The sequence below is a fragment of the Paenibacillus uliginis N3/975 genome, assembly GCF_900177425.1.
GTDB classification, from domain to species: domain Bacteria; phylum Bacillota; class Bacilli; order Paenibacillales; family Paenibacillaceae; genus Paenibacillus_AQ; species Paenibacillus_AQ uliginis.
This window is the reverse complement of sequence record NZ_LT840184.1, coordinates 5,135,933-5,148,023: the sequence shown is the minus strand read 5'-3', so window position 1 is coordinate 5,148,023 and position 12,091 is coordinate 5,135,933. Positions and strand designations below refer to the sequence as shown.

General features: G+C 43.3%; 13 protein-coding genes and 1 riboswitch. Of the genes, 8 read left to right on the top strand and 5 right to left on the bottom strand.

Annotation, left to right across the window (positions count from 1 at the left end; all coding sequences use genetic code 11):
• Positions 1-80: 80 nt before the first annotated feature.
• Positions 81-1,439 (top strand): serine hydrolase, encoded by a 1,359-nt coding sequence (locus tag B9N86_RS24110; RefSeq protein WP_208915634.1) that lies wholly within the window; start codon positions 81-83, stop codon positions 1,437-1,439.
• 55 nt (positions 1,440-1,494) lie between these two features.
• Here the strand turns inward: B9N86_RS24110 and B9N86_RS24105 are convergent, their stop codons facing one another.
• From B9N86_RS24105 to B9N86_RS24090, 4 genes are all read right to left on the bottom strand, one after another.
• Complete coding sequence (locus B9N86_RS24105) at positions 1,495-2,382, bottom strand: glycine betaine ABC transporter substrate-binding protein (RefSeq protein ID WP_208915633.1); 888 nt, start codon at positions 2,380-2,382, stop codon at positions 1,495-1,497.
• An 18-nt stretch (positions 2,383-2,400) separates the two neighbouring features.
• A complete protein-coding gene (locus tag B9N86_RS24100) occupies positions 2,401-3,060 on the bottom strand; it encodes an ABC transporter permease (protein WP_208915632.1) in 660 nt (219 codons plus the stop codon).
• A complete protein-coding gene (locus tag B9N86_RS24095) occupies positions 3,029-4,186 on the bottom strand; it encodes a betaine/proline/choline family ABC transporter ATP-binding protein (RefSeq protein ID WP_208915631.1) in 1,158 nt (385 codons plus the stop codon). Before B9N86_RS24095 ends, B9N86_RS24100 begins: the two co-directional genes overlap by 32 nt.
• A 187-nt stretch (positions 4,187-4,373) precedes the next feature.
• A complete protein-coding gene (locus tag B9N86_RS24090; protein ID WP_208915630.1) occupies positions 4,374-4,988 on the bottom strand; it encodes a GntR family transcriptional regulator in 615 nt (204 codons plus the stop codon).
• A 300-nt stretch (positions 4,989-5,288) separates the two neighbouring features.
• On the opposite strand from B9N86_RS24090, the gene B9N86_RS24085 reads away from it, so the two are divergent.
• From B9N86_RS24085 to thiE, 6 genes are all read left to right on the top strand, one after another.
• Positions 5,289-6,047, top strand: coding sequence for a hypothetical protein (locus tag B9N86_RS24085; protein WP_208915629.1), 759 nt, complete (start codon positions 5,289-5,291; stop codon positions 6,045-6,047).
• A gap of 403 nt (positions 6,048-6,450) precedes the next feature.
• Positions 6,451-7,629 (top strand): MFS transporter, encoded by a 1,179-nt coding sequence (locus B9N86_RS24080; protein WP_208915628.1) that lies wholly within the window; start codon positions 6,451-6,453, stop codon positions 7,627-7,629.
• A 125-nt stretch (positions 7,630-7,754) separates the two neighbouring features.
• Positions 7,755-7,858, top strand: a riboswitch (TPP riboswitch).
• A gap of 144 nt (positions 7,859-8,002) precedes the next feature.
• On the top strand, positions 8,003-8,674 hold the full coding sequence (gene tenA, locus B9N86_RS24075; RefSeq protein WP_208915627.1) for a thiaminase II: 672 nt from the start codon (positions 8,003-8,005) through the stop codon (positions 8,672-8,674).
• Between the two features lie 55 nt (positions 8,675-8,729).
• Positions 8,730-9,572 carry a hydroxyethylthiazole kinase gene (thiM, locus tag B9N86_RS24070; RefSeq protein WP_280174956.1) on the top strand — a complete coding sequence of 281 codons (843 nt, stop codon included), beginning with the start codon at positions 8,730-8,732 and terminating at the stop codon, positions 9,570-9,572.
• Positions 9,569-10,477 carry a bifunctional hydroxymethylpyrimidine kinase/phosphomethylpyrimidine kinase gene (gene thiD / locus B9N86_RS24065; RefSeq protein WP_208915626.1) on the top strand — a complete coding sequence of 303 codons (909 nt, stop codon included), beginning with the start codon at positions 9,569-9,571 and terminating at the stop codon, positions 10,475-10,477. The genes thiM and thiD overlap by 4 nt, the downstream gene beginning before the upstream one ends.
• Positions 10,474-11,148 carry a thiamine phosphate synthase gene (thiE, locus tag B9N86_RS24060; RefSeq protein ID WP_208915625.1) on the top strand — a complete coding sequence of 225 codons (675 nt, stop codon included), beginning with the start codon at positions 10,474-10,476 and terminating at the stop codon, positions 11,146-11,148. The genes thiD and thiE overlap by 4 nt, the downstream gene beginning before the upstream one ends.
• Positions 11,149-11,295: 147 nt before the next feature.
• Here the strand turns inward: thiE and B9N86_RS24055 are convergent, their stop codons facing one another.
• Positions 11,296-11,616, bottom strand: a complete 321-nt coding sequence (locus tag B9N86_RS24055) for a helix-turn-helix domain-containing protein (protein WP_208915624.1) — start codon at positions 11,614-11,616, stop codon at positions 11,296-11,298.
• 182 nt (positions 11,617-11,798) lie between these two features.
• Here B9N86_RS24055 and B9N86_RS24050 point away from each other — a divergent pair, with 182 nt between their 5' ends.
• Entirely contained in the window at positions 11,799-12,005 is a 207-nt protein-coding gene (locus tag B9N86_RS24050; RefSeq protein WP_208915623.1) for an aspartyl-phosphate phosphatase Spo0E family protein, read from the top strand.
• The last annotated feature ends 86 nt before the right edge of the window (positions 12,006-12,091 follow it).

Below are 12,091 nucleotides of genomic sequence, written 5' to 3'. Positions count from 1 at the left end.
CAGTGGGGGGATTTTTTTGTCGAATATGTTAGTTTCCTTAATAATTAATTTCACTTACTAAATTCAAGGGGGAATTGGAAATGAAATTGAAGAAGCAGCAATTAGAGACGCTATTTAGCGTTTTACGTGAAAAAGAACAAATAAACGGAGCGGTATGTGTAGCCGAGCAAGGAGAAATTTTGTATCAGGGTGTATTTGGATATGGGGAGTTGTCTAGCAAGAGAAAGTTAACGCTTGATTCCGTGTTCGAACTGGCTTCGTTATCCAAGCCTTTTACCGCGGTAGCTATCATGCTATTGGAAGAACAGGGGCGGCTAGCCTATGACGATTCCATCGAACAATGGCTTCCTGATTTTCCTTACCCCGGTATTACAGTACGGCATCTGTTGAACCATACTTCAGGATTACCCGATTACATGGATCTGTTCCAGGAGCATTGGGATCATACACAGATTGCTGTGAATGAAGATGTGTTAAACCTGTTGATGGAGTATAAGCCGGAGCGTTATTTTTTACCGAATGAACAATGGGAATATAGCAATACCGGGTATGTCATGCTCGCATTGCTTGTAGAACGGATTTCAGGACTGAGCTTCGCCGAGTACATGGATACGTATCTGTTTCGTCCACTAGGTATGCTGAATTCGCGGGTATACAACCGAAGATATTCGAATGAGAAAATTTCCGGATATGCTTATGGTTATGTTTACGATGCGATTTCGGGTGAATATGTGCTTCCGGAACAGCTTTTGGAGACACAGTATGTGATCTACCTTGATGGCATTCAAGGAGATGGAACAGTGAACTCTACAATAGGGGATTTACTGAAATTCGATCAAGCTTTATATTCGGATAAAATATTAAGTGAAGAAACGCTTAAGCAAGCCTTCACGCCGGTCCGGTTGAATAACGGAGAAACGTATGATTACGGCTTCGGCTGGATTCTGGAAAAGAATGCGGAAAAGGGGATGACCGTTAGCCATAGCGGTGGATGGCCGGGGTATGCGACACTCATGATTCGTTATATCGACGAGAGCAAAACGATTATATACCTGAGCAATATGGAACAGGATTACGAATTTGAGCAAAGTATCATTGCAGCAGTTCAACATATTTTGTTCGACCAGCCTTTTGATATTCCGGAACGTCCCGAGAAGAGAAGAGCGGTACAGGTTGATCCGAAAATATATGAGCGTTATACAGGTTCTTATCAACTCAGTGATGGCAGAGCTGCATGGATTACTGTAGAGCAGGACCGTCTGTATCTTCAAGCTGACGGACAAATGCGTCTGGAGCTATATCCTTCATCAGAAGTAAGGTTTTTCCTCCGGCCTTTGCCGGTGGAGGTGGAGTTCGTTGCAGATACGCCTGCCAAAGCTTCAAAATTTATTATTTATGAAGAAAATGGAACAGAGGAGCACGCGATTCGGGCGGAGTAATGTTGGAAGGGACAAGAGCCCTTCATAAGTTCTATGAAGGGCTCTAATATCATGTTTACATCAAGCCTTTTTCTTTCAAAAAATCACGTGCAACGCTCTCGGCCTTAAGGCCTTCAGAATCTACTTTTGCGTTCAAATCTTGCATGATTTGTTCATCTAATACACCTTCAAGTTTTTTTAATGTACTTTCTAGTTCTGGATACTTCGCCAGGACATCCTCACGAATGATTGTTCCCGCATGGTATGGAGGGAAAAAACCTTGATCATCTTCTAATATTACTAAATCATGAACCTTGATTTGACCTTCTGTAGCGAAAGCATTAATAACATCGACTTGCCCATCAGTCAGTGATCGATACATAATTCCTCGGTCCATCGCATTCACCTTCTTAAAGCTCATTCCATAAGTCTTTTCTAGTCCTGGATATCCGTCTGGGCGATCCTTAAATTCGAACTCACAACCCAATACTAACTCATTCGCTACTTTCGCTAGATCACTAAACGTTTTCAGGTTATACTTCGCAGCCGTTTCTTTACTTACTGCTAAAGTGTAGGTGTTATTAAAGCCGAAATTTGCAGGAAAAGACAACTTATCTTTTGTCATAAGATCAAGTGTTTTGTTCAATGTCTCTTCCGCAGTTCCTGTCTCTTGCTGATAATAGTTAGCTACGATAGTACCTGTATAATCAGGATAGAGTTGAATATCATTGCTTTTTAAGGCCTTCCAAGCAATATCGGATCCCCCTAAATTCACTTTTCGCTCTACAGCCAAATCGGTATTCTTCTCGATTAAATCAGCCATCATATGTGCCAATAAGATATTCTCGGTAAAGTTCTTAGAGCCAATGGTGATGGTCTCTTTACTTTCTTTGCCTGAACTGCATCCAATCAATGAAATCATAAGTACTGATATCAAACCTAATATAAACCATTGTTTCTTCATGTTTCTCGTTCTCCCCTTTTATTTCGTATTTTTTAAACCTCTTGGTGTTGTCCATTTCTCCGTTACGCCTAATAAGAAATCCAGGATTAAAGCGAGAATTGCAGCCGGTACAGCACCAAGAAGAATAAGAGCATCAATATTTCTAGATATACCCAAGAAGATGAAATCCCCCAGACCACCTGCACCAATAAAGGCTGCAAGGGTTGCTGTACCCACATTAATAACCGTAGACGTACGAATCCCTGCCATTATGACAGATAACGCTAACGGGAGCTGGACTTTAAACAAAATCTGCATATCCGTCATCCCCATGCCCCTGGCCGCTTCGATTGTAGCAGCATCCACATCCTTAATTCCTGTATACGTATTCCGAATAATCGGCAATAACGAATACAAGAAGAGGGCAGCGATGGCTGTATTGATACCAATTCCAAATAAAGGGATCATAAAACCTAACAGTGCCAAGCTGGGGATCGTCTGCAGAATACCGGCTCCACCAATAACCCAACTTTTTAACGAAGGAACACGAGAAACTAATATGCCTAAAGGTACTCCTACAATAATGGCAATCAGCATAGAGATTAGAACAAGCTCGATATGCATTCCTATTGAAGCCAACAGATCTTCCCATCTTGAGCTAAATTGTTTAATGAGTTGTTCCCACAGCGATTGCCTCATTGTTCTCCTCCTTACCGGCCCAGTGCCCTGCAAATGTTGTTAATAGACTCGCTCTTGTTACAACCCCAATAACATTCATTTCACTTGTTACGATAGGGATGATACCGTGTTTGGCATCATCAATAGCAATTAGTGCATCTTTTGCAGTTGCCGTCTCATCTAGGTAAAATTCAGAATCTATGATTAGTTCTTGAATTGTAGATATGGATTCCATGCGCGACTGTAGATCGTATGCCGACACGATTCCATTAAATTGTCCTTGATCATTGACAACAATTAGCGTATCTGTTCTTCGCTTCCTCATTTGAGCAAATGCTCTTGATGGGGACAAGTCGGGTGTAGCAACAGCCGGATTCTCACGCATAATATCTTTGACAGTAATAAATGCAGGATTCTGATAGATTCGATTCTTTCCAATAAATTGTTCAACAAATCCATGGGCTGGCTCATTAAGCAGCTTCTCTGGCGTATCCATCTGCAGCAACATTCCATCTTTGATTACTGCGATGCGATCGCCCAATTTCAGCGCTTCATCCATATCATGCGTAACGAATACAATGGTTTTTTTGAGAGATTTCTGCAATCGTAGCAACTCATCTTGTAATTGTTCTCTCGTAATGGGGTCTAGAGCTCCGAACGGTTCATCCATGAGGATGACTTCAGGATCTGCGGCTAATGCCCGAGCTACACCAATCCTTTGTTGTTGGCCTCCAGATAATTCACGGGGATATTTTTTGGCGAATTGGTTGGGGTCTAATCCAATAAGTTGCAACAATTGTTGAACACGCTGATGTTTTTGTTCTTTACTCCAACCTTTTAGATGGGGAATTAATGCGATGTTCTCTTCAATGGTATAGTGAGGAAAAAGTCCAACTTGTTGTATGACATATCCAATATTTCTTCTTAATTCAACAGGATTAAGTCGAGATATATCTTGGCCTCTTATGGAAATGGTCCCCTCCGTATGGGGAATTAATCGATTCATCATTTTCATGGTCGTTGTCTTACCGCAACCACTCGGTCCAATCAAGACGATGAACTCACCTGCTTGAATTTCAAAATTCATTTTTTTAACAGCCTGAGATCCGTCTGCATACGTTTTACATACATTTTCAAACTTAATCATAGCATCATGCTCCTTCATTCTGTGGTGCACCCCCGTGGCTAGAAACGTTTTCAATACTATAACAAAGAAAAATTTAACTGACAACCCATTATTGTTAAATAAGTTGTTAGTATAATTATGGTAAAAAATATTTTTGTCAGTGGAAATGCAAAAAAAAACACAACCACCATGGTTGTGTTTTCTACCGTTATTGTTGATTAATAAATTGTGTTGTTCTCTGATGGACTTGACCATCGCCCACAACAATCAATACATCATTTTCTCGTAAAATCACGTGAGGTCCTGGTGATATTGAGATGTCGGTACCTCTGCGTAAAGCAATAATGGTAGCCCCTGTCTGTTGCCAGAACTCTAAGTTTCCAATGGTCTTACCCACGACATGTGAAGATTCACTCACGTTAATCTCAATGGGATGGTATGGCTTTAGATTCTGAAGCCGATCCGAAAAATTAATAATCCCGGATATAACTTTTTCAAATTTATGATCAATTTCCTTTTTCTGCTCCAGCAAATTTTCTAGATCTTGCTTTAAGGAGTAGACGGTTTTTAAATAATTATTTTTAGTTAAGTAATCCAATGCTCGCTGATCTGAAATAACAATGATTTCTTTCCCTTGCGAAACGGAGACGATATCCTCTTCTTTTAACAAATTAATGGACTTTCGAATTGTTTCTGGCGATACATGATATTGACTAGCCAGTAATGACCTACCTGATATTTTACTTCGAACACCAAATTCACCACTCACGATTCTTTGCGCAATATCAAGCGCAATTGATTTGTAACCAGCGATGTCTTGCACGATGATCCTCCTGCCATTATGAATTGCAATATCCTGTACTATTATAGCAGTTTTATTATACTCTGTATGTCATGTGTTTTTATGATGTTGGCATGATCTTGTAGATATGTTTGATATGAGTAGGAGTATGAATCTCATTTCTAGTTGTGAATTGGGCTTGGCGTATTGTTTGAAGTGATGCCTGAGGTTTGTTAACATATATTTAACTATATCACTAAATATTGTTATTATTTTGTAATTCATCTTCTTATTTACCTTGATATAATTTCTGCTAGGCACAATGAAAGGGGCACAAGGAAATTGAAAAAAGAAATTGGTACATTGTTGTTGTTGAGTGCAGTTTTGCTTTCGGGATGTGGTACAGATAAGCTAGCAACGGTTACGCAAGGGTCAGGCGAATCTCCCAATAAACAGGTAACAACGCAGCCTGAGCAAGAGACTGATGCAAAATTGATTAAGGCTTCAAAAAATGAAGAAGTAAAACTTTATGCTACTAAGGAAACGAAGAATGGAGTTAAAGGGGTAACCTTAAATATTAATGGAAGTCAAAGAGACTTTGATTGGAAATACCCTGGTGATACGGGAACTGAACCGCAGGTGTTCTATACGGATGTTACAGGTGACGGGAAGGAAGAAGCTGTAATTATCATTCAGACTGGCAGAGGGACAGGCTTAGATAACTTTGATATCCATGTAGTTAATGCCCAGGATTTATCCGAAATTAAAGTACAAAGTTATGAGGGCATTGTTGCCAGTCAAATTGAATCACATGTTGCTAAAAATAAGGATGATACTTTAGCAATTACTGTTAAAACGCAAGGAAAAGAATATAAGTTCGATTATGGTTTTGATCCAGCGCCAGATTACAATCAAGATGAGCTTGGTTTCGGCGGTATAGTTATTTATGCATTGGAGAATCAAAAAATAAAATTAAATATCTCGGGATCTGTTGGCGTATCCCCCACATATGTGTGTGAGTTCAATGTCACATATAAATTCGATAGTGCTAAGAATGAATTCGTTGTTAATCAAATTGAAGTTAAACCTATTGAAAAATAAGAAAAGGCTGACCAATATAAATTGGCCAGCCTTTTCTTGTTGGCGATGCCTCCTGATCGTGGTGTTGCTGAGCTTGTACTAACAATTCGGCCATCATAAAATCACTTCTTTACGGCGTCAGAGAAAATCTGTTGTCCTTCATTCGTCTCTTTTTGTCATAGTCCCATTTTTACAACCGCTTCAGAAAAATAAGAACATAAGCTCCCGTATTTACCACTGAGAACATTATGGTCAATGAATTAAGATTCATATTTTGCTTATACACACAAACATAATTAACAAGCATTTACATTTTTTGCTTTTTTGATTAGGATTAATTAATAAACTTACGGGCGTCCTGGATCGGGAAGTGTATCGAGCTTCTGCAGGAGGATGGTAGCAGAAAAAATAGAGAGGTGTTGTCATGGATTATAAGAAATTAAAGATTCCTATTATTATGATTTCTTTACCAATCATTTTTCTTGACGTTTTATTGCCTGTGTATACAAAAGAGCTGGGATTTACTACGTTTCAACTCACTATCTTAATTTCTGTGTTCTCAATGTTTCAATTGATCATGAGACTTATTCTTGGTAAGGTCTCAGATAAATACAGTCGGCGCTCCATATTTATAAGTTCTTTATTGTGTTTTTTCATAGCGTACTTTGTCTATGCCGTTGCGACTGAATTATCGATTCTGCTCCTCGCCAGAGTGATACATGGTGTAGCAGGTATTTTGCTTACAATATCCCTGTACGGAATGATCACAGATACAAAAAGTGGTTTTGCACAAAAATTAGGAAGCTTTAGCAGTAACCGAAATTTCGGCGGTCTTATTGGCGTTGGATTATGTTTTTTTATTCTAAACAGATATGAGCTGCTGAACGGATGGACAGTATTATTTACGGCTTGTGGAGCAGTTGCCGCATTGGCATTTGTTTACTCTTTGGTCATATCCAGAGCATCTGAGCAGCAACGTATGACTTATATACCTAAACTTGTTTTATCTCCAGAAAAGCGAAAAATCTGGTTTGTTAATGTGCTTTTCTGTTTGTTATCCAGTATGATTTTTGCTCTATTAATACCCTATCTACAAGCTGGATTTGATGCAGACATTAAAGAAATTGCCATTACTTTTTTGTTGCCAATGCTTGTCTCATCTTTTTCAGGTTCCTTTTTGGGCAAACTTGGAGATCGTATAGGTTATCGTAAGGCTACTACTTTATCAGTAGTTATATCCTTCATAACCATTTCGACAATTGTATTTTCTTCTAGTCTAAGCATTTTTGCTTTACTTTGGACAATTTTTATCATTTCCTGTTCAACGTTTAATCTTTCTCTCGATGCCATGTTTTTTAAGAGGATTCCAGAAGAACATATTGGGGATGCCTTTGGCAAATATTCCATTGGCTCAAATCTTGGGATGATCATAGGACCTGCATTGGGTGGCTTTGTGTTTGATACATATGGCCCTACTGTTCCTTATATTATATTTGCAGTAAGTATGGCTCTGCTGGTTCCATTCCTGTTGACTATGCTTCCGAAAGACGAACCGTACCATCCAGTGGTTACGATAGAGAACCGGACTCATTCCCATAAATGAGCTTAAAGCGAATTGTACATATTTTTGAAAAAGATAAAGCAGCTTCGATAGTCCGTATTCATTTTTCTAATAACGATGTTTGACAGATCTAGTAAACCTTTGTACAGTATTACTCAATAGAATAGGAAGTCCACTAGGGGAGCCGTTAGCGGCTGAGACAAGAGGATATCTTGGACCCTTTGAACCTGATCTAGTTCATACTAGCGTAGGAAAGTGGAGTCGGTTATAAGGTCTTAAATGCGATGTGTTCGTTCACACTCATAGGCATATAGATGAAGCCGCTCCAGCTTTCGGGGCGGCTTTTTTTTGCGTTGTTCCGAGGGTGCTGTCTTACGGGACTTCCTGCTCTTCAATTATTTGGAGGTGGGGAAAAGTGAGTTTTACGCAAGAGCTCCGTCAGAAGGCGGACGGCATTTTTCAGGCCATTTATGAGCATCCCTTTGTGAGAGGTATTGCAGACGGGAATTTGTCCAAGGAACAGTTAATTCACTATATCAAACAGGACTATGAGTATTTGAATGCCTATATGCGGATTTACGGGATCGCGATCTCTAAATGTAGAACACGGGATGAGATTGCAGATTTTAATGAACAGATTTCTTTTATACTCCACAGCGAAGTTCACCCGCATCAAAATTTCTGTGCTGTTGCAGGAGTAACTTATGAAGAAATGCAGGGGTACCCGCTCGCTCCATCCGCACATCATTATATCCATCACATGCTGACGGTTGCACACGAAGGTAGCCTTGGTGAGATCATGGCCGTGCTGCTGCCTTGTCCTTGGACGTACTTAGAGATCGGCCGGAAGCTGCTGGATGAGGTTCAGCCGGATGAGAGCCATCCGTTCTATGAGTGGATATATTTTTACGGGAATCGGGCCGAAGATGCAGCAGCCAATTTCCGCAGTCGTGTGGATACGTGGGCGCAAGAAGCAACGGCTGCCGAGCGTGAGCGCATGGCTGAACATTTCATGCTCAGCTGCCAGCTGGAGTATATGTTCTGGGACATGGCTTACCGGCAGGAAGAGTGGCCATTGCAGGTGTAGGCTGCGGACTTGTGATATTTTTGCGATTCTATAATGATAAGAGAGGCTGATCAATATGAGTATGCTGGATCAAGAGCTTTCTGCTCTCCTTGAAAAGGTGCGAACAAACAAACCGCTCGTACATAACATGACGAATGTGGTGGTGACCAATTTTACGGCGAATGGTCTTTATGCGTTGGGCGCATCGCCTGTGATGGCTTATTCTCCTGATGAAGTCGCTGACATGGCGAAGATCGCAGGTGCGCTGGTGCTGAACATTGGAACATTGTCCCGTGAATTGGTGGACGCCATGATCATCGCCGGGCAATCGGCGAATGCCCATGGCGTCCCGGTTCTACTGGACCCGGTGGGCGCGGGAGCCACAACGTTTCGGACGGAGTCGGCTCTGCGAATCCTTAGCGAGGTCAAGATTTCACTCGTGCGGGGCAATGCGGCTGAAATCGCCCATCTTGTGGGAGAGGAACGGGAGATCAAAGGCGTGGATGCTGGAGACAGCGCAGGCGGTGGGAATGTGGACCTGGCGATACGGGCCGTACGAGAGCTGAATACGATCGTCGCGATTACCGGACAAAAGGATGTCATTACGGATGGAGCGTTAGTCCGGATCATAAGCGGTGGAGACGTGTTGCTCACCAAGGTGACCGGAGCAGGCTGTCTGCTGACCTCGGTGCTGGGTGCTTTTGCTGCAGTTGAACCGGACCTGATGCTGGCAGGTACTACAGGCCTCGCCTTTTATGGTGCGGCTGCCTCACGGGCAGCGGAACGTACGTCTGATCTCGGACCCGGAAGCTTCCAGGTTGCGTTTCTGGATGAGCTCGCCAAGCTGCACCCGGGCTCATTGGAGGGACGCTCCGTTATTCGGGAATTGAGTGCAGCCGCTGCAGGTGATAGACGATGACGAGCACTCGCGTTCCCAGAGCGTTGACGATTGCTGGCTCGGACAGCGGCGGCGGAGCCGGAATTCAGGCGGACCTCAAGACGTTTCAGGAGCTTGGTGTATATGGCATGTCGGCTATTACTGCGATAACGGTACAGAATACACTGGGTGTCCATGGGGTATATCCACTACCTCCGGAAGCGTCGGCAGAGCAGATCGAAGTTGTAGGGTCAGACCTTGGGGTAGATGCTTTGAAGACTGGCATGTTGTTTAGTGCAGATATTATCCGCATCGTGGCAGAACAGATCCGGAAATTTGGTTGGGAAAAGGTTGTTGTCGATCCGGTGATGATCGCCAAAGGTGGCGCCGAGCTGCTGCGGACAGAAGCGGTGCAGGCACTCAAGGAGGATTTGTTGCCCTTGGCGCTCGTCGTTACTCCTAATATCCCGGAAGCCGAAGTGTTATCCGGGATGAGCATCCGATCCATGGGGGACCGCCGGGAAGCCGCAAGGCGTATCCGCGATCTAGGGCCGAAGATCGTTGTGATCAAGGGCGGGCATGATGAGGGCGAGGATGGGCAGGTCGGCTGGAGTAGTGACACCCGTGAAAATTTTGAGTACAACGAAAATAGCGAGGATGGGGCGAACTGCGGAAGCGGGCAGGTTGTTGACCTGGTCTATGATGGCACGGTCTTTACAGAATTGACCGGCGAACGGGTGCACACTGTACATACACATGGTACGGGATGTACGTTCTCCGCCGCGATTACCGCAGGATTAGCCAAAGGGATGTCTCCGCTAGTAGCTATCGCGAATGCAAGAGCATTTATTCAGGCGGCTATTGAGGATGGACTGTATCTTGGTGCTGGTTACGGACCGACAAACCATTGGGCCTACGGCTGCCGTCGTCAGGAGGTGCTTCGATGAAGGAGAGAATTTCTCCCGTCAGGATGCGCGAATATCTTCGGATGTATCTGGTCATGGGCAATGTGAACTGCCGGACAGAGCCGGAGATGGTGCTGGCAGAGGCCTTAGCCGGTGGCATCACGTTGTTCCAGTTCCGCGAGAAGGGGACGGACGCGTTGTCCGGTGAGCAGATGTTCACACTCGCCCGCCAGCTGCAGGACATGTGCCGCCGCGCTAGCGTGCCATTCATCGTGAACGACGATGTCGAGCTGGCGCTGGAACTGAACGCCGACGGCGTACATATCGGCCAAGACGATGAATCCGCCGAATCCGTCCGCGAACGGATCGGGAACCGAATTCTCGGCGTTTCCGCCCACACGGTGGAAGAAGCCCGTCGGGCGATTCTTCACGGCGCGGATTATCTCGGCGTCGGGCCGATCTACCCGACCGTCTCCAAGGACGATGCGAAGGCAGCACAAGGCACCGCCATTTTGCGTGAGATGCGAGGAGCTGGAATTGAGTTGCCTATCGTTGGGATAGGCGGCATTACTGCCGACCGTGCGGAGGAAGTGATCCGCGCAGGCGCGAATGGTGTCGCGGTGATTTCGGCGGTAACGCAGGCGGAGCGGGTTAGGAGTGCAGTGGAGGGGATAGCGGCCACAGTGAACCAGGCAGTAGTGAGGTTAGGGTGATGACTTTGAATTTTTGAGATTCTCGCTTTATTCGAGCTAAAGAATACAGCATGGAATCATAAATTGGAAACATAAAAAGAGCCTTTTCCACTGATAAGTGGAAAAGGCTCTTTTCATAGTGTTTCAGCAGAAGTTATTACATTTAAACTATCTTCGGTATAGCTCCTTGAGGATGTTTAACCCTCTTAACTGGTTGTCTTCATCCTGCTGAAGCAGCAGGGAATTAACTTCAAGCAGGATCTCATTTTCTTTTTTGACTAAGGACATGAAGTCGAAGAAGTCTATATTAAGCGCATTGGTGATTTTTTCTAGGGTCTGCACGGTGAAATTGCCTTCTCCTCGTTCCAGTCTACCAATATAACTAAACGAAGTTCCGATTTTTTCGGCAAGCTCCTCTTGGGTTAAGTTTTGACTTTTCCGTATTTCTCTTATAACAATGCCTAATCTCACTGTAATTGATTGCATCATATTGGTATCTACTCCTCTTATATAAGAAGTGTAGACAAAAAAAAGTTATTATTGCAGTCACTATAAAGTTTATTTATTGTTAAATATTGTCCTTTAATGATTCAAATGGTAAACTGTAAACATATTCAAATCTGTCAACTGATATAAAGAAGATTTTAAATCGCGAATAGAGGTGGCGAGCAATGATGGATGCCGAAGTCATTCGGCAACGAATAGAAGAGTCGAGGCAATTGCTGTATCAGTTGGGGAAGAAGTATGGTTTGCGGCACCATAAGGTCCTTAAACAATCAATGGAGCTTGATGAACTTCTTAATCGGTATAACAAGGCTGCTTGTAAAAAAGGATGCAGCCGATTGTCTGAATCAAACGACTCTTCGTTAAACGAATAACCTCAACCATCGCCCACCATGATCCAAGAGCGTAACGCTTTAAGTGATACATTATTGCCTATGTTTTCTTATCAGCAGCCTCAGCA